Raw genomic sequence first — 26,884 nt, forward strand, 5'->3', positions numbered from 1 at the left:
TATAATTCAGCGTTTTTATCAACTCTTCTTTGATAATTGGTTTTGGTGCTATTTCTTTTAATTCATATATTTGATGATTATAACTAAGATATAACTCATTAATAAAAATAAACGATTTAAGTACAATTACATCAGTTCTAGGTTGTATGTATTGAACTTTGCTATTTTTATAAGGAAAATACTTTTTACCATAATATGTTATAGTTTAACCACTATCCGTTTTTCTTTTAGAAAATCTTGAAAGATAAATATTTATTTCTTCTTGGTTTGGAGCTTTAATCATAGCAGATTTATTATTATCAATAGGTAAGGCAAATTGCTTATTAAAAATACTTATATATATTTTAAGAAATTGATTAGCTTCTTCTAAATTTTTAATTTTATTAAGTCTAAGTTCACTAATTAAGCGACTTTGAAGTGTTCCAAATAAGCGTTCGATTCTACCCTTAGCTGTGGAATGGAAGTTCTAATAATTTCAACACCTAAATCATTACAAGACTTTTGGAATTGAGTATAAGTATCATTTTCCGTGTTTATTTTGCCAGCATCGATTTGTTTTTTATATCCAAAAACTGTTCTATTATCAGTATAAAATGTTTTTGGTATGCCATATTTAGTTAAAATTTGATAAAAAACATTATAATAACCATCTAATGTTTCTTGATGATCAAATCATAGTCCGACAATATTGCCTGTAGCATCATCAATTGCAGCATGTAAAAAAGCTTTTGGTTTATCCTTACCAAATCAATGATGATTACTTGCATCCATTTGAATTAATTCACCAAAATTTGTTCTTCGGTTTCTTGTAGGATGCAAGTTATTTTTCTTATTTTTATGTCTTTTTGGTGAAGTAATTTTTTCTTTAATTAATATAGTATAAAGTGTACTATATGAAATTTTAATTTTTTCTTCATTGTTTAATTTCTCATGGAAATGTTGAAAATTAAAATTATAATATTTGGTTTTATATAAATTTATAATCTTAATTTTGATTTCAAAATTTGTTGTTTTATTAGAAATTTTATTTCGGGATTTATGAATAAAACCAACTTTACCTTCTTTATTGAAAATTTGAATTAATTGGTTAATTCTTCTAATAGTTAGGTTAAGTTTATTCTTAGCTTGATGTTTAGATAATTTATTAATAATAATGTCATTTATAATATTAAACTTATATTTTTCTTTCATAGTCATGCTTCTTTCCATATTTATCACCAAGTATATTTAACTTTACTTTTGGGAAATTTTTGCTCGATAACTAATAGGAAATTATCACTAAATAATGACACAATAATAAATTATATATTGCAAAAGTTTTAAAATATGTTAGTATTAACAAAAATATTTATTTAATATAAGTTTTAATTTAACTCATTACTTTAATTTTAAGGTAAATGAGTTTTTTTGTTAGGAGAAATATAAAATGGCACTTAAAAATGAATTTTTAAAAAATGAAAAAAACTCACAAAGTAATACTGATAATGATATTATTAGATATGATAGGGATTTTGATTATTTAATTAATAAAGGTGTTCCCCTAGATATGCAAAATCAAAATAAAGAAACATTATTACATATCGCTGTTTGAAAAGGGCAAATAAGAAGTGTTAAAAAGCTGATTTCACTTGGTGCAAAATTAGATATTGAAGATATAGATGGTAATACCCCTTTACATTTGGCAGTTATAAAACAAGATATTGAAATGGTAAAACTACTCATTAAAGCAAGTGGTATTAATACTAGTATAGATATTAAAAATAAAAATGGTGATACTCCTTTAGAAATTGGCGAAAAGAAGGATCATAAAGAAATAATATTTATAATTTCTTTATTATTATCATTATTTAGTTTTGAAAATATAAATAGTGCTAATAGAGAATTATATAAGCAATTTACAAGTAAATTAGAGGAACTTGAAAAATTAGAATATTCAATTTTTGTTAGAAATTCATTCAATAATGAATTTAAAAGTTGTATTGATAACTTATCAAAATTAGAAAAAGACATTGATGCTTTAGTAATTGAACGTAAAGCATTAGAAAATGCAAGAAAAAGTAGAAAATGATTAAACATTTTAACATTTGGTTTTTACAAGAGAAAAATTACTAAAAAATTAATTAATTATTTTGAAATTAACTTTAAAAAAGTTGTGCAATTATCAACAGAAAGAGATAAGATAAAAAATCATATTCAAGAACTTGCAAGAATGATTGATAAAGAAAAAAAATTACGAACAGAAAATGAAGTATTAAGAAATGAAACTAAACAATTAAAAAAAGAGTTACAAAGTAAGGAAAAAAAATTGCAAGATATGAACGAAAAATATGAAAAAATAAAGCAAAAAATAGATAAAAATAAGACTAAGATTAAAGAATTGGAACAAATTTTAGAAAAAAATGAAGAGAGAATTAAAGAATTAGATTTTGAAAATAACGAATATAAAAAAGTTCAAAATGAACGTAATGAAAAAAATGTTAGTAAGTTTACAACTTTAGATAATATGCTAAGAGCCAAGGAACAAGAGATTGATTTTTTTAAAGAAAAAATTAGTATTTTAATAAGAGAAAATGCAATTTTAGAAAAAAAACTAAGAAATGTAAGTTTTGATGATTCTGGTATTGATTTAGATGAAGAAGTTAGTCCTTTTGACGCAAATAAAGTGAATAAAAATGAACCATTAGCATCATCAAGCACAGCTTCTGAAAAGAAATTAGTTGCATAATTTAAATAAAAAACACTTTCAAGGGTGTTTTTTATTTTTATACTTTGAATCTGTTTTTTTGTTTGTACTTATATACAAAATTTTTTCATTTTATATAATCGTCCTTCTCTGCCACTATCAGGTCCAAGTCTTGTTCCAATAAAAATATCATCATTTTTGCTAAATTGTAAAGGTAAGTGCAACTAAATTATTTTTCTATCCAAATATTCGATTGGTGAAAGATAATTTAGTATTTTTCTCGGTCTTTGATTTAAAGACAATATAAATTTATGAACTTCATTTTTATTAGTTTTTGAAAAAATAAATTTTTTAGGAAATTTTTCTCTAATTAAACCATTAGTATTTTCATTAGTACCTCTTTGTCAAGGTGAATATGGATTGGCAAAATAAATTTTTACATCTAAATTTTTTTCAAGTTGTTGTCAATTTGAAAATTCTTTGCCACGATCAAAAGTAATAGTTTTAACAATGTTTTTAGGAAGAATTGATAAATAATAACTGACATTTTTATTAATAACTTTAGTAGTTCTGTTTTTAACTAATATTGCTAAAGTAAATCGTGATACTCTTTCAACTAAAGTTATTAAACATGATTTGCTTTTACCTCGTGATGATACTATAGTATCTCCTTCTCAATGACCAAGTGTTATACGATCATTAACATTTATATCTCGTTCTTTAATTGATTTACCATTAAACTTGCCACGATTCTCTTGAGATTTTCGTTTTTTACCTTTTCTTCTTAAATTTTTACTAGTAACTTTATCAAGCATTCCAAAATAAATTCAAGTATAAATTGTTTTAAAACTAATAACTCACTCTTTATGAAAATTTTTAATTCTGCCATAAATTTGTTCAGGTGATCAACCTAATAGTAATTTTTGTTGTACATATTTTACTAAATTCTTATTTTTAAACTTATGAAAACTAATATGTGATTGTTTTCGATTTTCAGCTTTATTTTGTGCAATTAATGAAAAATAATGATTATTATCTTTATTTCTATTAATTTCTCGAATAATAGTACTAATACTTCGATTAAGATTTTTAGCTATTTCACTAATTTTAAATTTAAATTTCAATTGATTCTCAATATAAATCCTTTCATCTATGCCAAGATGTTTATAACTCATATAAAAACTCCTTACTTTTTTCTAAACTAAATTTAGCATTATGAAATTTTTATATGAGAATTTTTTGCAATTTTATTTACTTGCACTTACAAGTATAATTCAGCATTTAACCAACCTTGCCACTCCCCAGTGAGCAAGTGTTGGTTTTATTTTTTATTGTTTTTTGAAAAATTTTTTTGGGCGAAAAAATAAATTTCAAACTTGTAAAAAAAATTAAGCGGTGCCGGTTCAATTAAAATATTAATTTGTTAAACGCAAATTAAATAAATATTGAATCGAATGCCTTAATGTTTTTTAAAATTTCATAATTTATTTTTGAGCCCATTTTTCTTAAAAAATATAATTAATAGTATTAATAATCTAAAAATAAAAATATATATTCTTTATGCTGCTAAAAGCAATAGAATATATTAGAAAAGAAAGTAAAAATGGAAGAAAAAGACAAAAAAAGAATTAATAGAACAAAAAATAAAAATAGCAAAAGAACATCAAAAAAAGTTCTTGAAAATAAAAATAATTATTACTTTAATTTCAACTTTAATTGGATTAATAATTTTATTAATTACTGTAAGTAAAAATTAAAGAAAGGAATAAAATGCTTATGAAATATAGTAGAAATTATAGAAAAATTAGTTCTTGTGATATATGTTATAAAAATTCATCATTTGCAAATAAAACTTGTAATAAATGTTTTTGAATATTAATTAAGCAGAAAAAAATATAAATAAATTATGAATAATGCTGAATTATACTTGTAAGTGCAAGTAAATAAAATTGCAAAAAATTCTCATATAAAAATTTCATAATGATAAATTTAGTTTAGAAAAAAGTAAGGAGTTTTTATATGAGTTATAAACATCTTGGCATAGATGAAAGGATTTATATTGAGAATCAATTGAAATTTAAATTTAAAATTAGTGAAATAGCTAAAAATCTTAATCGAAGTATTAGTACTATTATTCGAGAAATTAATAGAAATAAAGATAATAATCATTATTTTTCATTAATTGCACAAAATAAAGCTGAAAATCGAAAACAATCACATATTAGTTTTCATAAGTTTAAAAATAAGAATTTAGTAAAATATGTACAACAAAAATTACTATTAGGTTGATCACCTGAACAAATTTATGGCAGAATTAAAAATTTTCATAAAGAGTGAGTTATTAGTTTTAAAACAATTTATACTTGAATTTATTTTGGAATGCTTGATAAAGTTACTAGTAAAAATTTAAGAAGAAAAGGTAAAAAACGAAAATCTCAAGAGAATCGTGGCAAGTTTAATGGTAAATCAATTAAAGAACGAGATATAAATGTTAATGATCGTATAACACTTGGTCATTGAGAAGGAGATACTATAGTATCATCAAGAGGCAAAAGCAAATCATGTTTAATAACTTTAGTTGAAAGAGTATCACGATTTACTTTAGCAATATTAGTTAAAAACAGAACTACTAAAGTTATTAATAAAAATGTCAGTTATTATTTATCAATTCTTCCTAAAAACATTGTTAAAACTATTACTTTTGATCGTGGCAAAGAATTTTCAAATTGACAACAACTTGAAAAAAATTTAGATGTAAAAATTTATTTTGCCAATCCATATTCACCTTGACAAAGATGTACTAATGAAAATACTAATGGTTTAATTAGAGAAAAATTTCCTAAAAAATTTATTTTTTCAAAAACTAATAAAAATGAAGTTCATAAATTTATATTGTCTTTAAACCAAAGACCGAGAAAAATATTAAATTATCTTTCACCAATCGAATATTTGGATAGAAAAATAATTTAGTTGCACTTACCTTTACAATTTAGCAAATATTTAAATATTTAAGCCATTTTCTTTAATGTTTTTTTATTATTTTCTAATATTTTAAGTTTATAAATATAATTAATTATAAAGAAATATTATTTTTTTCAATAACGGAAGTAGATACTGTATCTTCTTTATTGATATCTAATACTACTGTTGCAGAAAAACTTTTTGTAACTGATTGACTATTTCTTTCAATAAATTGATCAAGCGCCTTTTGTACTTCTGATATTTTTAACAAACTTGCATATAATTGTTCAGCATTACCTTTCAATAATAAACAATTTAAAAAACCCTTTTGTATATTATCTGTGATTTTCATTTTATTTAAATTAAAAATTGTATTAAGTAATATACTATTTTCAGTTTTTTCAATAGTTGGAGCAAAATAATTAGATATACCTTTATATTTTACTTCTAAGTTTTTATAAAAATGATTCATTATCTGAAAAAGATTTTTTTTACTAATAATTTCTTCGGAAAATAACTCTTTTAATAAATCAAGTCGTTTTAATTCTGTAATATTTAAATCTTTTTTTTCATTATACTCTGATTTCATTTTTTTCCTACTTTCTTCAAGTTTCATTAATTCTAAATAAAATAAACCATTGTCATTTTTAAATGACAATGGTTTATTTTAAACTAGTAATTAATTGATATAATTATAATATACTTATTAAATTAAATCTACTAAAATTTAATAATTTTTCTATACTAAGTATGGATTATACTTTGATTATCTTCCTTAACACAATCATGAATTTTAACATCATAACTATTAAATAAATTTTCATAATCAACATTAAATGGCACTAGTAATTGGTTTTTACTAGAAAAACGAGTAATTAATAAGTGCAAATAATGATGATCATTATTGGCATTTAAAGTTTGTTCATAATAAGCGAACCGTTCTTTATACTTAAATTGAATTGCTAATACTTTAAAATTATGTGATAAATAATTACGAACATCTTTAATATACTCTAACTGTTCTAATAAAATTTTACTATCATTAAATTCTTTGATATCAAAATAATGAGCAATCTTAGCGATACTTTTATCATTTAAAGTTTGTAATAATTTCATTGTTCATTCAAATGACATAACTTCTATTAAACTGCGTATTGTTCGTGATTTTAAAACACCACTTCTATTATATTTATTATAACCAGCACGAATCAAACGTAAAGCTGTTTTCATTTGAGCTAGGTGTTCTGGATTAAGAAAAGTAGCATTATCTAAATTTTGAACATTATCATTAAAAAGTTGATGTAATAAAGCATTTTTTAAAGAATTTTCAATCATTAAAATATGTTTTAAATACAATAAACGTAAATCAATGTTTAATAATAATAAATCTTTAAGTTGATGTTGAGGATAATTACGCTTTAATAATTCTAAATATTTTTCTTCAACAATATTTTCTGCAAATCATTCTTCATTTAATAACATGTAATTCACTCCTTAAATAAACTAACCTCTAATTTTATAAATACCAACGCGAATAGAAGAATTTTCAGATTCTTTTGTTTCACTTTTAATATCTACTTCTTTTTTTCTTCGTAACAACTCTTGTTCAATAAAGTCATCAACGTTCATATTGGTACTTTGATAAGTAGCAGTTCAATCAAATGTTTTATTAGTAAAGTTATTTTTAGGTTTATTACTATCTTTAAAAAATTCTTGTACTTCTTGATTCATAAATGCTTTTTGCTTACGTTTACGTGAAAATAAATTAGTAAAGAATTTCTTAAAATTAAAAATTGATCAAAACTGACGAAAATTAATAGTCATTGCTAAACCAAAAATTAAAATTGATGAATATAATAATGAATAACCGATAACTCGTAATACAAAACTATAATCTGTGAAATTATATGTTGGTGGATATTTATCAAAGAAATAAAGACATCCAAATAATGTTACTGCTAAAATTGGAATAATTAACACTAAAGTATTTTGAATAATAAAACGTAAATCACTATTATACGTCAAATGTTTTCAAACATAAACTCAGATTGAAATTAAACGATAAACTCAACCAATACAACTTGATAAAAGAATCATATATAAACTTAATGATAAATATTGATAACTTTGATGTTTTCAACCTAAATTTGATAGTATTCAACCCAAAATAACACCTAAAACAAGATTTATTATTGATTGAATATATGAACCTCAAATTGTTTCTTTGTGTTTTACAGTAGCATTTACAATAACTTTTCCTGGTTCGGTTGCCACTTGAATTGTATTTTTTAAAGATAAAAGTAAAATAAATCATGGTTGTGACAAAAATAAATTAATAAAAAGATTTTTTGAAGAATCAAAATTACCATCAGAATTATTAATATTTGTAATACTTAAAGCAGACACTAAATATTGAGTAATAATAAATTGATTAATAAATAAAAAACCAGCAATCATATAAGCATATAACTCAAATTTAGTATACACAGTTCATCTAATTCGTCCACTTTTGGCAATTCAATATCCAAAAACTTCGCGAAAAGAACTAATTAAAATTAAAGCAATTGAGCGCATTGTTGTGGCAATAATAATATAAATAGTGTAAATTGATGTTGTTGTCAGTGATAAAAATAAAGTAATTAAAATAATATCAATGTTAGAAATAATCATGTCAGGTAAACGATTCAGGGCTACTCATCATGATTGTTTTAGCATCCTTTTTTGTTGTGTTCATTTTTTATGTTGTAATCATGGATATTCAATTTTAATAACGATAAAAGTAACAAATGCTTTTAATACACCACAAACAAAATAAGCAAAAAAAGGAATATACATATCTATTGGTTTACCATCAGATTTTCTAATAACTAATAACGTCATTAGTAAAATATACATAATAATCTCTGAAAAAATAAAAATTAAACGATTTAAATAACCTTTTTGATCAGCTTGAATTAAATTTTGATAAGCACCACTAAAATAAAAAAAGATTAATTCACGTGATCCTAAAGAAATAATAATAAGTGCTACTTGTCAAAAAGGAATTTCCATATCTAAACCAATTTCTGGTAAATGAACACTAGCTAATCCTAAAATAAAACCAGCACTGACAAGAATAATTAAATATATTCTTCCTGAATGATGATAATTTTTTCTTGTCGTATTAATAATATCGTTGACGGTTTCATAATCATCATTTTGTAAAGGACGATATAAAGAAAAAATGGTAATTAAACCAAGTCCTCCTTCTGTCAAACTAAAGTAAGTCAAAAAAGAAATAATAACACGAATTAAACCATTAATTTTTTCACCGTATGCTAAACCAGTAACATAAAGAAAAGTTAACTGTAAAATAGAGATAACAATTGTCATGATAACACCAACAATTGTATTAAAAATACCTTTTTTAGTTGTCATTACTTCACCCAATCTATATAAATAAAATTAATTTTGTTTTTTACTTAAATATGTTAACAACCCAAAATTAAAAGTTCAATATTATTAATCACTATTAAAAATAAAAAAATAGCAAAAAAATAAAAACGTAATCTATATATTAGTATAGATTAATTTTATCATTTTTCTTTTTTAATCTGTTTAATTAAATCTGTTTTTAAATCTTTTATTATAAAATTTTGATCATTCAAATAAGTAAATGGTTCTTCTAAATCATTAAATGACAAATAATAAGCAAATAATGCAATTTTATTAGGAGTAACTATTGTTGACCCATACTTAGTGTCACCAACAATTGGTAAATTTAAAAATTGTAAAGTACTACGAATTTGATGTTTTCTACCAGTAACTAATTGACACTCGACTAAAGTAAAGTCTTTAGTATTAAATATTGGTGTAAAGAGGTGCTACAACTTTTACTTTGTTCACTTGGTTCAATTGAAAATTTCATCTTCATTGTTAACTCATCATGAGTAATATAACCAGAAATATTTAAATTTTTAGTTAATTGGCCAGAACAAATAGCCAAATATTTTTTAATAATTTGACCATTTTTGGTAGCATTATGAAGTGCGTTTTGTGTCATTTTATTTTTTGGATAAATAATTAAACCCTTAGTTAGTTTATCTAAACGATACTGATGACTAATATTAAATGTTTGCTCACGTTTCTTCTTCGGGTATTTTTGTTGTAAATAATATTTTACCATGTTATCTAAGCAAGAACCATATGGTTGATGGACAACAATATTATGATCTTTATTAACAATTAAAAAATTATCATCTTCATAAAACAATTCAATTGGTGCTTCTTTAGTAATTTTTTCTGGTTTATAGTTAACAACTAAATTACTTTCATAAATGACTACTAAATCATTTTCTTGTAAGCGATATTTAAAATCAGTAGTAGTTTTATTATTAACTCTGATTTTTTTTGTTCTAAATAAACGATAAATTTTTGAGAGTGGTAGTGTTTTAAATACTTTTTTTAAATAATTAATTAAAGTTTGATCAGCATCATTGGCAGTAATTGTTAGGGTAGTCATAATTTCTCCTTTTAATTTTTATTAATAAAACCAGAAATAGTTGCAATTAGATTAGAAAAAGCATGTAAACCAATAGTATATGTAGTATTACCGCGTGTCATTATAAATAATAAGGGTAATATAATACTAAATCCTAAATAACCAATCATATTATTTCAATCACCACTATCCATAACATGCATTGATGGGAAATAAATTAACGAAGCAGCATATGCTAACCAACGATAACGAACAATGGTAAAAGTACCATGACGATATGATATTTCTTCATTAATTGGAGCAATAAAAATAGTACTAAGAACTAAAACAAAAATGCCATATGGACTATTCATTAATAAGTTTAAAACATCTTGATTTTTTGAAGTATTATTACTTGTTAACATATTAAATTCACTAAATTTAGGAATTATGTTGAAAATAATATTTAAAATAGTACCAATAACAGCAAAAATGGTAACTCAAGTTATTAAATCTAATTTTGCTTCTTTTAAAGTATTAATAATTCTCTCACGTAATGATCTACAAAATATTAATACTAAAATTGATCCTAACATTTGAAATAACTGTTGAATTAAAAATGTAGTAGCAAGCGAAGTTACATCATCATCTTTACCACTAATAACTTTTGTTGCAATAAAAAATAAAAGAACAAATACTACACTAATAAAACCAAACACACTATGACTATAAGCAGCCCACCCACCTTTTTTAATCATAGTTTCTCAATCAATACCAAGTGAAACAACTAACCCAAAAATTGGCAATAAACTAAAAATAAAAAGACTAAGAAATGAACTTTGACTAGTATCTTTTACAGCATAAGTTTTGATTAAACTATAAAGAATTGGAATTATAATAAAAGATATAAGATAAATTATTGTTAGAGTCCAACTGGCTGTTTTGAAATTAAAGTTATTGGTGTCATCACAACTAAGTGATTTTGAAGTAAATTTATCAATAAATGACTGTTTTTGTTCATTTTTTTCTAAATTATTACTATTAATGTTATCAGTTTGGTTTACATTAATTCTACGTATGATATCATTGTTGTGAGAAACATTAATTTGATTAGATTTTTTATTAAACATGTATAAGTACTGCACGAAAACTTTCACCCTTTGTTAGTAAAATTAGTATTTAATATTAATTTTTAGTATAACATATAGTGAGAAATCTTGTAATATAATAAACTTGTAATTTTACATTAATTTATTATAATGTAATGCAATATTTATATGTGAAGAGTTTAAAAAGAAAAGGAGGATAGAAAAGAATGCCTAAATACAAGATTAATATTATCGATTTACCATATAATTATGATGCTTTAGAACCTTATATTTCACAAGAAACAATGAAACATCATTATGAAGAACTTCATAAGAAATATTTAACTTCTTTAAAATTAGTGATGGATAAACATCCGAAAGTTTTTTCTGATTATAATCTTGAAACTAAAGGGGAACTAAATCGTTTATTAAGTAATTATTGTAAATTAGAAGATATATGTGAGGATAAAGAAACTTGTAATGTAAAAAAATTACAAAGTAGCATTCGACAATTTGGTGGGGGAGTAATTAATCATAATCTTTTCTTTTCACTATTGGGGAAAAATAAAGGTTTTAATGAAAAATCAGCTATTGCTAAAGCAATAATTAATCGCTTTGAATCTTATGAAAAATTTGAAGCTGCTTTAACAAAAACTGCCATAGATATTTTTGGAAGTGGTTGAGCATGATTAGTAATTGACAATAATGGTACATTAAGACTATGCAAAACTTTTAATCAAGACAATCCATGATTCTTGAATATGTATCCATTGATCGCTATTGATGTATGAGAACATGCACATTATCTACAATATAAAAACGAACAAGAGAAATACTTACAAGCATTATTAAAAGTTATCAATTGAGAACAAGTAAATAACAATTATCAAGAGTATTTAAATGAAAAAACTAAAAAATAAGTAAAAAAGAACTCAATTGAGTTCTTTTTTTATAATATTATTAATATTAATCTAATCTAAATTATTTTTTAGAAGAATTTTTCGAAGAAATAGCAGCAATTCTAGTTTTTTCAATTTCTGCTTTTTTTTCTATTTTAATTTTTTCAACATGCTTTTTAAAACCACATCGATTACAATTCAATTGAATATTTTTTGCTTCTAAAAATTCGGCAATTAAAATAACCCTACCACATCGATGACAAGCAAAAGCATTTTCTGGCTTTTGTGCTAAACGAACAGATGCATATGTATCTTTCATAACTTACTCCTAACTCATATAAAATTAAAGTAATTATTTTTAGTTTTAATACTATACTTAAAACTTATCAAAGGTTAATATTAAAAAATGTGTCTAGTTATATATAAAAAAAACTTTAAGTTAAAATAAACTTAACAGGAGTTTAAAAACTAAATACTTAATTAGCCATTATTTTTTTAATACTAATTTTATTATAATCATTTTTTTTAAAAAATGTATATTATTATTTATTTATTTTATTTACATTACTAAATTATACTTTTATAAAACAATATTACAATTAAAGTAATAATTCATTTATAATTAATTATGTCTTATTAACAAACCAATTAGGGGAGAAAGTAATATGAGTAACAAAAATAATGATATTAAAAATGAAATAATACAATTAAGAAACCAAATTAAACAATGAAATTATGAATATCATGTTTTAGATAAACCTACTGTTAGTGATGAACTTTATGATAGCGCCTATCATAGATTAATAAAATTAGAAGAACAATATCCCCAATTTAATAGTAATGATTCTCCAACTAAAACTGTTGGTAATAAACCACTTAATTCTTTAACAAAAATTTTTCACCAACAACCAATGCTAAGTTTGGGTAATGCCTTTAACTATGAAGATTTACTAAAATTTGATCAACAAATTAAAAAAACATTATCAGAAAATAACATTGAATATGTTTGTGAGCTAAAAATTGATGGTCTATCAATTTCTATAACTTATGAAAAAGGAAAAATAAAAACTGCTGCTACCAGAGGTGATGGTATTGCTGGTGAAGACATTACCAATAATATTTTGACAATTAAAACAATACCAAAAACAATACCAATTAATTCTAAATTAGAAGTAAGAGGAGAAATATATTTAAGTAAAGAAGAATTTAATCGCATTAATGAAAAACCACAACAACAAAACTTACCACTCTTTGCTAATCCTCGCAATGCTGCAGCCGGTACTATTCGCCAACTTGATATTAATATTGTTAATTCAAGAAAATTAGATGGTTTTCTTTACTATTATATTAATGCTACTAATGATAATATTAAAACCCATGAACAAGCATTATTTACCTTACAAAAATATGGTTTCAAAATTAATGAACAATGACAGTTATGTAAAAATATTGAAGAAGTATTAACTTATATTCAAAAATATGAAAAGTTGAGAAATACATTACCATATGAAATTGATGGTATTGTCATTAAAATTAATGATCTAACCAGTTATGATATGTTAGGAAGAACTAATAAGGCACCAAAATGAGCAATAGCTTATAAATTTCCTGCTGTTACTAGTGTTACTAAGCTTTTAGATATATTTCCAACTGTTGGTAGAACAGGAAAAATAACCTATAATGCTAGATTACAACCAGTGATAATTGCTGGTACTACCGTTACTTTTGCCACACTTCATAATGGTGATTATATTATTAATCGTGATTTACGTATTAATGATTTAGTAAGTGTTAAAAAAGCGGGTGATATTATTCCAGAAGTAATTGCCCCAATTATTAGTAATCGTCAAATAAACAATATTATTTTTAAAAAAGCTATCCATTGTCCAGTGTGTAAAACAAAATTGGAACAAGTTCCGCCAGAAGTTGATCAATTTTGCATTAATAGTGATTGTCCATCACGAATTCTTAAATCATTAATGCACTTCTGTTCAAGAAATGCTATGGATATTATTGGTTTAAATGAAAAAATATTATTACGTTTTTTAGATTTAAAATGAATTAAAACTATTAGTGATATTTACAATTTAGTTAATTTACGAAAAGAAATACTATCATTACCACGTTTTGGTGAAAAATCTTTCACTAATCTTGCTAATTCAATTATTCTATCAAAACAAAATTCCTTAGAAAGACTTTTATTCGGTTTGGGAATTCGCCATGTTGGCCAAAAAACAGCAATTATTCTTGCAAAAAAATATTTAACTTTAAATAACTTAATGGAAGCAACCTTTGATGATCTAGCTAATACTAATGAAATTGGTCCAACAATTGCTACTAGTGTTATTGATTATTTCCTTAATCCTACTAATCAACAACTAATTACTAACTTGCAAAACTTTAAACTTAACTTTAATTATTTACAAAAAAACCAATCACAAGTATTTAATGGTAAAACTTTTGTCTTAACAGGAACTTTAACTAAAAGTCGTAACGAATTCATTCAATTATTAAATAACTATGGTGCTAAAATTACCAATACTATTAGTAATAATACTTCTTATTTAATTGTTGGAGAAAATCCAGGAAATAAATTAACACAAGCACGCAAACTTAATGTTAAAATTATTAATGAAGAGCAATTACAAAATTTATTGAAAGAGGTAGCAAAAAATGGATAAAATTGAAAAGAAAATGACAACAAAAATGCTACATGAATTTGCTAAAGAACTTATGTTCAATTTAAGCGAAGAACAATGTGAAAATCTTTTACTAGAATTTAAAGCTATTGAAAAACAAATGGAAATTGTGACAAATATTAATACAAATGATATTGAACCTTTAAATTACCCATTTCCTATTATTAATAATTTATTACGTTCCGATAATGTTGGAACTCATTTAACATCTAAAACTGTTTTAAATATTGCTCCAGAAGTTGAAAATAATTACATTAGTATTAATCAGGTGATTAATCATGAAAATTAATTACCACCAACTTTCAATTCGTCAACTTCATGAATTATTAAAAACAAAAATACTTACTCCAGATCAATTAACTAAATTAGTATACAAACGATTAGAACAATTCAAAAAATTAAATGCTGTTGTTACTTCACTGGAACAAAATGCCATTAAACAAACAAAATCAATTACTGAACAAGAAATTAATGATAATTTATTAGCAGCAATTCCATTTGTAATGAAAGATAATATTGCTACTATTAATTTCTTAACAACAGGTTCATCAAAAATTCTTGCTAATTTTATTCCTAATTATGACAGTACTGTTAATATGTTATTAACAAATAATAAAGCCATTAATATAGCTAAAACTGCTCTTGATGAACTAGGAATGGGTGGAGATGGTTTATATGCAGCTACTGGTCATGTCTTAAACCCTTGGAATTTAAAACATATCACTGGTGGTAGTTCTAGTGGCAGTGCAGCTTTAGTCGCTGCTGGAATTGTACCATTTGCTTTAGGAACAGATACTGGTGATTCAATACGTAAACCTGCCGCTTATTGTGGTATTGTTGGTTTTAAACCAACATATGGTTTAATTTCAAGAAATGGTGTTTTTCCTTATGCTCCAAGTTTAGACACAGTTGGTATATTTACTAATCATGTCGAAGATATTGCCATTGTCTTGGATAGTATTGCTTTATTTGATGAACAAGACTTTACTAGTGTTCAAAGTAAAGAAAAAGATTATACTCAAAACTTAAATCAAAATATAGAAGGTAAAAATATTGCTATTTTAAATTATAATGATTATCAGTGAAATGATATAGTTAAATCTAGTTTTGATGAAGCAATAAAGCATTTAACTGATGGTGGTGCAAAAGTTCAACAAATTAAATTTAATAAAGAATTATTACAATCTTTATTACCAGTTTATATGATTATTTCTTTTGCTGAAGCAACTAGTTGCCACGCAAATCTAACTGGTATTAATTTTGGTGTTCGTAAAAATGGTAAAAATTATCAAGAAGTTATGACAAATTCACGAACATTTGGTTTCGGTGATATGGTAAAACGCAGATACATTATTGGTGCATATGCTTTATCTGAAAATTATCAAGAAGAATTATTTAACAAAGCTAAAAAAGTAAGAAGATTAATTGTTGAACATTTAAATACTATCTTTAAAAAATATGATGCTTTCATTATTATGCCAAATATTAATCCAGCTCCAAAAATTAAAGATGTATTAGAACAAAAAAAAGTTATTAAAAGTGAACATGATTATTTAGAAGACTTACTACTACTTTCTAATTTAAATGGTGGACCAAGCATTAATATTCCATTAACTACTGTTAATGGTTTACCGATTGGTTTTAATATTAATGGTGCACCTTTCAATGATCAAGTTATATTGAATATTGCTTCATTTTTAAGTAAAAAAATTAATTTTAATAATAAACTACTAGGTGATGATCATGAATAATAAATATGATGTTGTAATAGGTATTGAAATCCACTGTGAATTAAAAACTAAAACTAAATGTTTTTCCAACGCCGCCAATACTTTTGGTCAAAAACCAAATACTCAAATTAATGCCATTGATTGCGGATATCCAGGAACATTACCAACAGTTAATCAAGCTGTTATTATAATGGCAATTCAAACATGTACTGCTTTAAAAATGAATATTGATCAACTCTTACGTTTTGATCGAAAAAGTTATTTTTATCCCGATTTACCTAAAGGTTATCAAATCACACAATTTTTTCATCCAATTGGCACAAATGGTGAATTACCAATAGTTGTAAATAATGAAGAATTTATTGTTAGTTTTGAACGCTTACATATTGAAGAAGATACAGCAAAACAAATTCATAATAATAAAAAAACATTATTAGACTATAATCGAGCGGGAATTCCCTTATTGGAAATTGTTACTAAGCCAATTTTTAACACAAGTGCACAAGTAGTAGCATATATTAATACTCTACGTCAATTATTAATTCATTTACAAGTTAGTGATGCTAAAATGAATGAAGGCTCATTACGATGTGATATTAATATATCGGTAAAACCACATGGTAGTGATATTTTAGGTACCAAAGTTGAAATTAAAAACTTAAATTCTACACATAATATTACTTTAGCAATAAATGATGAAATTAATCGTCAAACTAATATTTTAAATAAAAAACAAAAAATTAATCTTGAAACTAGAAGATTTGATGAAAAAACTAATAAAACCGTTAGCATGCGTAGCAAAGAAAATAAAATTGATTATAAATATTTTCCTGAACCAAATATTTTTCCAATTCAACTAGATGAAAAATGAATCAAAATGATTTCTAAAAATCTTCCTGAATTGCCTAAAGAAATAATGGAAAGATTAAAAAAACAATATAATCTACCAACAAAAGATATTAATTTATTAATTGACAAAGTAGAAATATTAACTATTTTTGAACAAACAGTTGCCATTAATAATTTAGCATTACCTACCTTTAATTATTTAGTAGGTCCTGTGCAAGCTTATTGTAATACTAATAACACTACTATTAAAAACAGCGAACTTACTGCTAATAATCTATCACAATTAGTTAGTCTGGTTTGTGAGCAAAAAATTAATGATAAACAAAGTAAACAGTTATTAAATGCAATTATGATTAATAGTGAAAAAAGCCCTACCGATCTTATTAGAACATTAGGTATTACTTTAGTAAGTGATAGTAATGATTTAGAAAAAATATTAATCACAATTTTAAAAGCAAATGAAAACATGATTACTATTTATAAAGTCAATCCAGAAAAAGCAATGAAATTTTTTATGGGTCAATTAATGAAACTAACTAAAGGACAAGCAAATCCACAAGTTTCTAAAGAAATATTAAAAAAATTGATTGAAAACTATAATTAGTTTCAATCAATTTTTAATTAAGAATTTTTATATTATACTTTGAATATTTTTATTATCAATTTTATATACTAATATTTTATTTAAAATCTACATTTTCAATTAAATTTCCTTAAATTACTAAATCATCATTTGTCTTATTAACAATTAATGAATATTTTAATAAAATATTTATTTTTATTCTTTTAAGTAACTTTCTTAATTTTAATTAAAATTACTTGTTGGTTTTAAAAATTGTAATGACATTGTTAAATTATTAACTAATGTTTTATTTGTCAATTCTGGTTTATTTAATTGGATAGTTATTGTTTGATTATTAATATTTCTTTGATTCAAATTTGATTCATTATTTTTTTGTTGTAATGTTTGCATTTGAACATGTAATTCATATTGCTTAATTTCTAAATTAGTAATTTGTTTTTCTAAAGATGCTATTTTAAAATTTGCTTTTTTTGGTATTTCTAAAAGAACTTTAAAATTAGTAAGTTTATTATTTTGATAATCAGCTTTTAATTCTTTTTCTAATTTATCTTTAATATCTGCTGAATGCTGAATTATACTTGTAAGTGCAAGTAAATAAAATTGCAAAAAAATTCTCATATAAAAGTTTCATAATTCTAAATTTAATTTAGAAAAAAAGTAAGGATTTTTTATATGAGTTATAAACATCTTGGCATAGATGAGAGAATTTATATTGAGAATCAATTGAAATTTAAAATAAAAATTAGTAAAATAGTTAAAAGTCTTAACAGAAGTATTAGTACTATTATTCGAGAAATTAATAGAAATAAAGATAATAATCATTATTTTTCATTAATTGCACAAAATAAAGCTGAAAATCGAAAACAATCACATATTTCTTTTCACAAGTTTAAAAATAAAAATTTAGTAAAATATATAGAACAGAAATTACTATTAGGTTGATCACCTGAACAAATTTATGGCAGAATTAAAAATTTTCATAAACAATGAGTTATTAGTTTTAAAACAATTTATACTTGAATTTATTTTGGAATGCTTGATAAAGTTACTAGTAAAAATTTAAGAAGAAAATGTAAAAAACGAAAATCTCAAGAGAATCGTGGCAAGTTTAATGGTAAATCAATTAAAGAACGAGATATAAATGTTAATGATCGTATAACACTTGGTCATTGAGAAGGAGATACTATAGTATCATCACGAGGTAAAAGCAAATCATGTTTAATAACTTTAGTTGAAAAAGTATCACGATTTACTTTAGCAATATTAGTTAAAAACAGAACTACTAAAGTTATTAATAAAAATGTCAGTTATTATTTATCAATTCTTCCTAAAAACATTGTTAAAACTATTACTTTTGATCGTGGCAAAGAATTTTCAAATTGACAACAACTTGAAAAAAATTTAGATGTAAAAATTTATTTTGCCAATCCATATTCACCTTGACAAAGAGGTACTAATGAAAATACTAATGGTTTAATTAGAGAAAAATTTCCTAAAAAATTTATTTTTTCAAAAACTAATAAAAATGAAGTTCATAAATTTATATTGTCTTTAAATCAAAGACCGAGAAAAATATTAAATTATCTTTCACCAATCGAATATTTGGATAGAAAAATAATTTAGTTGCACTTACCTTTACAATTTAGCATTAATACATTTAAATACAAATAATTCAGTAAAAAATATAAAAGAAAATTTAATATTAATTGGATTAAAAATTGATAAGAAAAGGATTTTAAAAATTGAACAAAAAATAAAGAAAATATTTAAATGTAACATTAATAAATTAAATATTAATCAAGAAAAAGAAAAAAATGACAGAAAAAAATTAAACAAGAATTAAAAGAAGAAAATTATCCACAAAATAAGCCATCAACAAGTGGATATATAAAACATTAAATTTATCAAAATATAATGAATAAAAATAGTTACCATAATGGTAACTATTTTACAATTTATATTTAATAAAAATTATCGTTTTTTAGTAGTACTTTGTTGACGTTTCATTGCTTGCATTACTGATTTAATTTGAGATTCAGTAGGTTTACGCCCCATTTGTAAATACATTGCACGAATCATATTTTCATTAATAGGAGGATTTTTCTGTAATTGTTTTTCGAAAATCTTCTTAGTAACAATAAAACCAACTAATCCACCAATTAACGCACTAGCAATGCCAATGATTAATACTGCTCACCAAACCATCATTATTAATTTCTCCTTACTTACTGTTTAAAAACTTATTAATTTTATCACACACTTGATTTGATGTAAAGCCGTATTTTTCTAGTACTACCTTATCAGGAGCAGAAATACCAAAAGTACTTACGCCAATAACAAAGCCATTACCTGCAACATATTTATATCAACTATCTTTAGAACCCATTTCAATAGCAACTTTTATAATATCATTAGGTAAAATTCTATTTTGATATGTTTTATCTTGTTTATCAAAAATAAAAGTAGAAGGCATTGAAACTACACGAACATTAAGTTTTTGATCGTTTCATAGTTGTTCTTGACTAGCAATAGCTAATGAAACTTCACTACCGGTAGCAATAATAATTAAATCTAAAGCTTTACTACTATTCTCTTTACTAATAACATAAGCACCTTTTTGAACTGCCTCAATATTACTATTTGCAAGTTGTGGTAAATTTTGTCTAGTAATAATAATAGCACTAGGGTTAGTTTTACTAGATAATGCCATTAAATATGCACCAATTGTTTCTTTTGTATCAGCAGGGCGAATTACATTAAAATTAGGAATAGTTCTTAACATTGTTAGTTGTTCAACTGGTTCATGGGTAGGACCATCTTCGCCAACTGCGATACTATCATGACTAAAAATAAACAAAGATGGAATTGACATTAAAGCTGCTAATCGTAATGCAGGCTTTAGATAATCACTAAACACAAGAAAAGTAGAACCAAAAGGAATTGTGCCTTGATGTGACGTCATACCGTTAACAATAGCACCCATTGCAAATTCTCTTACTCCATAATGAATATGTCTTCCTGAATGGTCAAGAGGTAGAAAGTCTTTGTCTGTTACTAATGCTTTAGTTGAGCCAGCTAAATCAGCACTACCACCAATTAATGTTGGACAATGAGCTGATAAAAGTTTTAAAATATTACCAGAGTCTACTCTTGTTGCTTGTGGATTTACCCCAATAATTGAAGTTCAATCAATTTTATTTAATTGATAATCTTCATTAAAAATTTCATTTTTCAATGCTGATTTAATTTCTTTATACAAATTTGGATATAATTTTGCATATTTTTCAACTTTTTGATTTCAAACTAATTCTATTTTAGAACCATGATTAAGTGCTGTTTGTGTGAAGTAAGTACTTACTTCTTTTGGAACAGTAAATTCAGGATATTCTCAGTTTAAATTTTTAGCAACTGTTTTAATATCTTCCATTAAAGGAGAGCCATGAACACTCGGTGTTCCTTGTTTAATAGCCCCATAACCAATTATAGTTTTAATTTCAATTAAAGTTGGTTTATCACTAACTTTTGCCTTTTTAATAGCTTCAGAAATAAGTTTATCATCTTCACCATCTTCAACTTTTAAATAATTTCACTCTAATGCTTGAAGACGCATTTTTAAATTTTCTGAATATACTAATTTAACAGATGAATCTAATTGAACATCATTTGAATCATATAAAATAATTAGTTTATTTAATTTAAAATGTCCAGCAAAACTAAGTGCTTCTTGTGCAATACCTTCTTGTAAATCACCATCACCACAAATTGCATATGTATAATGATCAATAATATTAAGATCTTTTTGATTATATTTAGCACTAAGAAAACTCTCAGTAAGCGCCATTCCAACAGCATTAGCGATACCCTGACCTAATGGTCCAGTAGCCATCTCTACTCCATAGTCTAAATGATATTCGGGATGACCAGGTGTATTACTATTTAATTGACGGAATTGTTTTATATCATTGATTGTATATTTATAACCAGCATGATGTAATATTGAATATAATAAAGCACTACCATGACCTGCTGATAAAACAAATCGATCACGATTAAATCATTTTGGATTTTTTGGATTAAAAGATAAATGATTTTTGAATAAAGAAAAAGTCATTGGTGAAGCACCTAAAACAATACCAGGATGGCCACTTTTAGCAGCATTAACTGCTTGTACTCCTAACATACGAATTGAATTAATAGTTAATTTATCTAAATTAATTTTATTTTCCATAATTTCTCCTTAAATTTTTAATAGTTATTATTTAATATAATATTAACAATATTCTTAATAAAATAGGTAATTTTTTAAAAATAATTAAAAAAGTATAAATAATAATGACAAAAAATATAATTTTATTTTAACTAAATTGAATCTTTGAACAAATTAAAAAAGAAAAGGTCACCCCAAGATAAAAAAATAATATTTCATCTTAAATAAGATAACTCTTTTCTTAATATTTTACATTTGTGATGTTCTTGGTTTATTTAAGTTTATTAATGGTAGGTTTGCTGATTCATTGTTTACTTGTTGTTTATTAAAATCTTTTCCAGATTATTTTGAAAATAATGTTGGATTTGTTTTTGGTTTTTTACTACATGATTCTGATATTTTTTTCATTTTTGACTAATTTCTATTTCAATTTTCTTATTTTTATTAATTTTTCCAAAAGTTACTAATTTAATTAAGAAATTTAAAATTTTATTTATTTTTTGTTGTTCTAAAACTTTAATTTCTTCTATTTCAGATTTTTTGATTACTTACATTAAATTTGATTGTGTTTTTGCTGATTTTTCAAGTTCTTCTTGTTCTTCTAAATATAAACCAATTGCTTTATTATTTCTTTCCTGTCTTTTTAATTGATAAAGCCTCTAATGTAATCGCTCTATCAATATCTTCTTGCTCTTGTTCTACATTAAATTGGTCTTGCAATGACAATGCAATCGCTCTATCAATATCTTCTCTTTCTTTCTCAGATACTTCTTCTGATTGTAAGGATAATGGTACTGATTTTTCAAGTTCTTCTTGTTCTTCTAAAGCTGAATTATACTTGTAAGTGCAAGTAAATAAAATTGGAAAAAAATCTCATATAAAAATTTCATAATGCTAAATTTAGTTTAGAAAAAAGTAAGGAGTTTTTATATGAGTTATAAACATCTTGGCATAGATGAAAGGATTTATATTGAGAATCAATTGAAATTTAAATTTAAAATTAGTGAAATAGCTAAAAATCTTAATCGAAGTATTAGTACTATTATTCGAGAAATTAATAGAAATAAAGATAATAATCATTATTTTTCATTAATTGCACAAAATAAAGCTGAAAATCGAAAACAATCACATATTAGTTTTCATAAGTTTAAAAATAAGAATTTAGTAAAATATGTACAACAAAAATTACTATTAGGTTGATCACCTGAACAAATTTATGGCAGAATTAAAAATTTTCATAAAGAGTGAGTTATTAGTTTTAAAACAATTTATACTTGAATTTATTTTGGAATGCTTGATAAAGTTACTAGTAAAAATTTAAGAAGAAAATGTAAAAAACGAAAATCTCAAGAGAATCGTGGCAAGTTTAATGGTAAATCAATTAAAGAACGAGATATAAATGTTAATGATCGTATAACACTTGGTCATTGAGAAGGAGATACTATAGTTATAGTATCATCACGAGGTAAAAGCAAATCATGTTTAATAACTTTAGTTGAAAGAGTATCACGATTTACTTTAGCAATATTAGTTAAAAACAGAACTACTAAAGTTATTAATAAAAATGTCAGTTATTATTTATCAATTCTTCCTAAAAACATTGTTAAAACTATTACTTTTGATCGTGGCAAAGAATTTTCAAATTGACAACAACTTGAAAAAAATTTAGATGTAAAAATTTATTTTGCCAATCCATATTCACCTTGACAAAGAGGTACTAATGAAAATACTAATGGTTTAATTAGAGAAAAATTTCCTAAAAAATTTATTTTTTCAAAAACTAATAAAAATGAAGTTCATAAATTTATATTGTCTTTAAATCAAAGACCGAGAAAAATATTAAATTATCTTTCACCAATCGAATATTTGGATAGAAAAATAATTTAGTTGCACTTACCTTTACAATTTAGCAAACAAAAAGGTAGTTATGCCACTCATCAATTAATAATTTTTATAAAATTTGATAATAATAACTATTATAATATTTTTTTCTTATTATTTATGTTGAAAATAAACTCTAAAAATATTATTAATTATTTATTAAAAATTGATTTAATACTATTTTCAACCAAAATTATAAAAAAAATATTGGACAATATATTATCCAATATTTTAAGTTATTAATAATTATTTTATGACTTATTTACTATTAAATATTCATAAAATAGAGCCAAACGCCATGATAATATGTGGTAAAGCATTAATATAAGTTCATGTTGACTTATAATCTACATCTTTGCCAACAAATAAACCAATAACTATTATAACTGAAAGAAATGATATAAATAGTGCTCATAGTCTTGATCATAATCCGGGTTTAACTGAAAATGGTATTAGAATATAAATAATACCTATTATAACTAATGTAGCTCCATTTTCATTTCAGCCATAGAAACTATAAGTTATAACTCCCGTTGCATACAATAAACTAAAAACAATAATTCATACAGCACCAATTAGCATTAATATTTTAGGTAAAGTTAATAACTTAAGACTTTTCATTTTTTTCCTCCTTAAATATTTGTTTTACATTAATTGTGATTTTAGTATTTTTTTAAGATTATTAATATCATCAATTGTAACATTTTCTTTTGTCCTATTAATTAAAAACCCTTTTTCACGAATATATTTTGGAATAATATGAACATGATAATGAAATACTTCTTGAAATGCTTCGCTACCATTATTAGTTAAAATATTAAATCCTTTAATTTCGGGAATAGTTTTTATTAACAAATTAACAATTTTATGAGTTGTGATACTAACATCGCTCACTATTTTAGGTGTAGTATCAATAAAAGTTTCAAAATGTTGCTTTGGAATTACTAGAATGTGTCCTTTAGTTACGGGATTGATATCCATGAATGCTGCTGTATTTGTATCTTCAAAAATTAAGTTATTTGTATCTTTAATAATTGTACAAAAAATGCATGCTTTATTTGTCATATATTTCACCTCAACTTACTTTATAAGTATAACTTAAAATATTAAGTATTATTATGGATAAAACTCTTTTACCTTATTTCAAAACTCTTCTTCATATATATTATTTTTTGGAATATATGTTGGAAATAAATTTTGGGCAGCGATTTTAAAGTTTTCAGCTGCTGGTGAATCTTTAGTTGCAGAATCACTAGCAGATATAGAATATAACATTTGTCAAAATATATTTCACTTTGTTTCTTGGGTAATAGTGCTTTCCTTACCATCAGCTCTTATATACTTAGAGAAATCTGTCTTAAGACTAGCATTACCACTAATGTTTCATGAATGAATTAAATTACTAATTTCTGGAACTCAGCCTTCGTTTTTATTACTTAAAAAACTAAAATCTAAATTTTGTAGAAGGTTTAGGAAATAAATAGGAGCAGAGTAAGTAAATGTAGCAATATTATTATTCGTAGTGTAATGTAATCCACCATTAGATACTCAACCTGCAGCCAATTGATTATTAGTTGCAGTACTTAAGAAACCATTAGCACCAAAATTAGGATCAATTTCACTAATAGTTGAGGCATTACCGCTTGTTAATTGAGTAAAAAAATCAGAATTTAAAGTTTTTCCTTTTCCTGAATCATCATCTTTAACAATTGACTCTCACTTTGGAGGTTCAGAAGGACTACTATTTCATTTTTTATCAATGCTTTGCGCATTTGCTAAATCAGTAGTAAAGTTTCAATTTACATTATAGTTACTCTTTTGTCAACCAGTAGTATCTTGTAATTGACTTATGTAAAGGTTATTTGTTTGGGTTGAAATTATAGGTTTACCTGCTTCATTATCTTTAATATCAACAATATTGTCTAAAATATAAGACATTGTAAATAAAGTTTGATTTAATGCTGGTAAAATTTCATATTGATAATATTGTTGATAACGAAAACGTAATCATCATTGGAAACGTTTTAAATATTTTGAATAAGTTGGAATATCAGTACCAGAAAGACTTTTTTGTGTTTTATTAATACCAGCACTACTATTTCATTTTTTAGCATCATTTGGTAATAATTTACCAATTTCATTACTATAATTGTCATCTGGATGTTTAGCAATGGCAGCTAATTGTTCATCAAAAGCAGCATCTTTATCACCATAATCTTTATATAAACTATCAGGAGTAAATATTTGATCAGGATCATTAACTTTACCAGTATCTTTATTTTTTTCTTTATAAAAATCTACATTTTGATAATTAAATTTACTTGTACCATCCTGATGTCAACTTTGATTTTGAAATAATAACTCATTATTATCTGCTGCTGATACTTTATCTAGTGAATTAGCTGTATTAATACCACTTAAGTACTTTTGAGTTAATAAACTTAATCCTAAATCATCTTTAAGTTTTATAAAAGCTTTATTGGCTTCTCCTATTATTGCAGTAGTACCATCTGCATTTTTTGTGTCTTCACTATAATGAAGTTTCTTATGAAAAAATTCATAAAATTTTTGCTGAGCAATTGTTCCTTCAACATCTTTTAAAATAAAATCAAGACCTTGTGAATAAGTATTCTTAAACTGAGCAGAAATCGTTTCATTAAAATTTACTCCTAAAAAATTAAATAATACACGATTTTTATAATCATCAGGAATTTTACCACTAGGTAAATTACTCATATCACGTTCATTATCACAAGCAACTAATAATAATACAGGGCCAGATAAAAGAGTAACTGAAGTTAATAATGGTAAAATCTTTTTTATCTTTTTCATTTTTAATACCTCC

Annotated in this window: 24 protein-coding genes; 10 read left to right on the forward strand and 14 right to left on the reverse strand. The window is 24.1% G+C overall.

Annotation, left to right across the window (positions count from 1 at the left end):
- Positions 1–402: 402 nt before the first annotated feature.
- Positions 403–1,209, reverse strand: coding sequence for an ISNCY family transposase (locus ACICQF_RS04310; protein WP_395472903.1), 807 nt, complete (start codon positions 1,207–1,209; stop codon positions 403–405).
- Positions 1,210–1,426: 217 nt separating this feature from the next.
- Between ACICQF_RS04310 and ACICQF_RS04315 the strand changes: the two genes are divergently transcribed.
- The gene (locus tag ACICQF_RS04315; RefSeq protein WP_395472904.1) at positions 1,427–2,725 is read left to right on the forward strand and encodes an ankyrin repeat domain-containing protein; all 1,299 of its coding nucleotides are present in this window, start codon (positions 1,427–1,429) and stop codon (positions 2,723–2,725) included.
- A 182-nt stretch (positions 2,726–2,907) separates the two neighbouring features.
- Here the strand turns inward: ACICQF_RS04315 and ACICQF_RS04320 are convergent, their stop codons facing one another.
- Positions 2,908–3,858: an IS30 family transposase gene (locus ACICQF_RS04320; RefSeq protein WP_395472746.1), complete on the reverse strand. Its 951-nt coding sequence runs from the start codon at positions 3,856–3,858 to the stop codon at positions 2,908–2,910.
- A 40-nt stretch (positions 3,859–3,898) separates the two neighbouring features.
- Between ACICQF_RS04320 and ACICQF_RS04325 the strand changes: the two genes are divergently transcribed.
- On the forward strand, positions 3,899–4,075 hold the full coding sequence (locus ACICQF_RS04325) for a hypothetical protein (RefSeq protein WP_395472905.1): 177 nt from the start codon (positions 3,899–3,901) through the stop codon (positions 4,073–4,075).
- A 627-nt stretch (positions 4,076–4,702) separates the two neighbouring features.
- Positions 4,703–5,653 (forward strand): IS30 family transposase, encoded by a 951-nt coding sequence (locus ACICQF_RS04330; RefSeq protein WP_395472906.1) that lies wholly within the window; start codon positions 4,703–4,705, stop codon positions 5,651–5,653.
- A 103-nt stretch (positions 5,654–5,756) separates the two neighbouring features.
- Here ACICQF_RS04330 and ACICQF_RS04335 read toward each other — a convergent pair whose 3' ends face one another.
- From ACICQF_RS04335 to ACICQF_RS04355, 5 genes are all read right to left on the reverse strand, one after another.
- Entirely contained in the window at positions 5,757–6,233 is a 477-nt protein-coding gene (locus ACICQF_RS04335; protein WP_395472907.1) for a hypothetical protein, read from the reverse strand.
- A 155-nt stretch (positions 6,234–6,388) separates the two neighbouring features.
- Entirely contained in the window at positions 6,389–7,126 is a 738-nt protein-coding gene (locus ACICQF_RS04340; protein ID WP_395472908.1) for an Abi family protein, read from the reverse strand.
- Positions 7,127–7,147: 21 nt separating this feature from the next.
- Positions 7,148–9,061: a hypothetical protein gene (locus ACICQF_RS04345; RefSeq protein WP_342257388.1), complete on the reverse strand. Its 1,914-nt coding sequence runs from the start codon at positions 9,059–9,061 to the stop codon at positions 7,148–7,150.
- 403 nt (positions 9,062–9,464) lie between these two features.
- Positions 9,465–10,145, reverse strand: coding sequence for a pseudouridine synthase (locus ACICQF_RS04350; RefSeq protein WP_395472909.1), 681 nt, complete (start codon positions 10,143–10,145; stop codon positions 9,465–9,467).
- An 11-nt stretch (positions 10,146–10,156) separates the two neighbouring features.
- Positions 10,157–11,233: a CPBP family intramembrane glutamic endopeptidase gene (locus ACICQF_RS04355; RefSeq protein WP_395472910.1), complete on the reverse strand. Its 1,077-nt coding sequence runs from the start codon at positions 11,231–11,233 to the stop codon at positions 10,157–10,159.
- A gap of 185 nt (positions 11,234–11,418) precedes the next feature.
- On the opposite strand from ACICQF_RS04355, the gene ACICQF_RS04360 reads away from it, so the two are divergent.
- A complete protein-coding gene (locus ACICQF_RS04360; RefSeq protein WP_395472911.1) occupies positions 11,419–12,111 on the forward strand; it encodes a superoxide dismutase in 693 nt (230 codons plus the stop codon).
- A gap of 61 nt (positions 12,112–12,172) precedes the next feature.
- Here ACICQF_RS04360 and ACICQF_RS04365 read toward each other — a convergent pair whose 3' ends face one another.
- On the reverse strand, positions 12,173–12,409 hold the full coding sequence (locus tag ACICQF_RS04365; protein WP_252319187.1) for a hypothetical protein: 237 nt from the start codon (positions 12,407–12,409) through the stop codon (positions 12,173–12,175).
- 346 nt (positions 12,410–12,755) lie between these two features.
- Here ACICQF_RS04365 and ligA point away from each other — a divergent pair, with 346 nt between their 5' ends.
- From ligA to gatB, 4 genes are read left to right on the forward strand one after another with little or no spacing between them, the layout of a single operon-like run.
- Positions 12,756–14,771: an NAD-dependent DNA ligase LigA gene (gene ligA, locus ACICQF_RS04370; protein WP_395472912.1), complete on the forward strand. Its 2,016-nt coding sequence runs from the start codon at positions 12,756–12,758 to the stop codon at positions 14,769–14,771.
- Positions 14,764–15,078, forward strand: a complete 315-nt coding sequence (gatC, locus tag ACICQF_RS04375; RefSeq protein WP_395472913.1) for an Asp-tRNA(Asn)/Glu-tRNA(Gln) amidotransferase subunit GatC — start codon at positions 14,764–14,766, stop codon at positions 15,076–15,078. The genes ligA and gatC overlap by 8 nt, the downstream gene beginning before the upstream one ends.
- Complete coding sequence (locus tag ACICQF_RS04380; protein ID WP_395472914.1) at positions 15,068–16,540, forward strand: amidase family protein; 1,473 nt, start codon at positions 15,068–15,070, stop codon at positions 16,538–16,540. Before gatC ends, ACICQF_RS04380 begins: the two co-directional genes overlap by 11 nt.
- Positions 16,533–17,972, forward strand: a complete 1,440-nt coding sequence (gene gatB / locus ACICQF_RS04385) for an Asp-tRNA(Asn)/Glu-tRNA(Gln) amidotransferase subunit GatB (RefSeq protein ID WP_395472915.1) — start codon at positions 16,533–16,535, stop codon at positions 17,970–17,972. The genes ACICQF_RS04380 and gatB overlap by 8 nt, the downstream gene beginning before the upstream one ends.
- Positions 17,973–18,173: 201 nt before the next feature.
- Here gatB and ACICQF_RS04390 read toward each other — a convergent pair whose 3' ends face one another.
- Positions 18,174–18,557 carry a hypothetical protein gene (locus ACICQF_RS04390; RefSeq protein ID WP_395472916.1) on the reverse strand — a complete coding sequence of 128 codons (384 nt, stop codon included), beginning with the start codon at positions 18,555–18,557 and terminating at the stop codon, positions 18,174–18,176.
- Between the two features lie 66 nt (positions 18,558–18,623).
- Here ACICQF_RS04390 and ACICQF_RS04395 point away from each other — a divergent pair, with 66 nt between their 5' ends.
- A complete protein-coding gene (locus ACICQF_RS04395; RefSeq protein WP_395472917.1) occupies positions 18,624–19,574 on the forward strand; it encodes an IS30 family transposase in 951 nt (316 codons plus the stop codon).
- Positions 19,575–19,922: 348 nt separating this feature from the next.
- Here ACICQF_RS04395 and ACICQF_RS04400 read toward each other — a convergent pair whose 3' ends face one another.
- Together ACICQF_RS04400 and tkt are read right to left on the reverse strand one after the other, a co-directional pair.
- On the reverse strand, positions 19,923–20,159 hold the full coding sequence (locus ACICQF_RS04400) for a YneF family protein (RefSeq protein ID WP_252319938.1): 237 nt from the start codon (positions 20,157–20,159) through the stop codon (positions 19,923–19,925).
- Between the two features lie 13 nt (positions 20,160–20,172).
- On the reverse strand, positions 20,173–22,179 hold the full coding sequence (gene tkt, locus ACICQF_RS04405) for a transketolase (protein ID WP_395472918.1): 2,007 nt from the start codon (positions 22,177–22,179) through the stop codon (positions 20,173–20,175).
- 909 nt (positions 22,180–23,088) lie between these two features.
- Between tkt and ACICQF_RS04410 the strand changes: the two genes are divergently transcribed.
- Positions 23,089–24,045 carry an IS30 family transposase gene (locus ACICQF_RS04410; RefSeq protein ID WP_395472919.1) on the forward strand — a complete coding sequence of 319 codons (957 nt, stop codon included), beginning with the start codon at positions 23,089–23,091 and terminating at the stop codon, positions 24,043–24,045.
- A 252-nt stretch (positions 24,046–24,297) separates the two neighbouring features.
- Here ACICQF_RS04410 and ACICQF_RS04415 read toward each other — a convergent pair whose 3' ends face one another.
- Genes ACICQF_RS04415 through ACICQF_RS04425 form a run of 3 tightly spaced genes read right to left on the reverse strand, consistent with a single transcriptional unit; the run spans position 24,298 to position 26,871 of the window.
- Entirely contained in the window at positions 24,298–24,660 is a 363-nt protein-coding gene (locus tag ACICQF_RS04415) for a hypothetical protein (RefSeq protein ID WP_395472920.1), read from the reverse strand.
- 24 nt (positions 24,661–24,684) lie between these two features.
- Positions 24,685–25,104 carry an HIT family protein gene (locus ACICQF_RS04420; RefSeq protein ID WP_395472921.1) on the reverse strand — a complete coding sequence of 140 codons (420 nt, stop codon included), beginning with the start codon at positions 25,102–25,104 and terminating at the stop codon, positions 24,685–24,687.
- A gap of 51 nt (positions 25,105–25,155) precedes the next feature.
- The gene (locus tag ACICQF_RS04425; RefSeq protein ID WP_395472922.1) at positions 25,156–26,871 is read right to left on the reverse strand and encodes a hypothetical protein; all 1,716 of its coding nucleotides are present in this window, start codon (positions 26,869–26,871) and stop codon (positions 25,156–25,158) included.
- Between the last annotated feature and the right edge of the window lie 13 nt (positions 26,872–26,884).

This window comes from Spiroplasma endosymbiont of Nomada rufipes (genome assembly GCF_964277355.1).
Lineage (GTDB): Bacteria > Bacillota_I > Bacilli_A > Mycoplasmatales > VBWQ01 > Spiroplasma_E.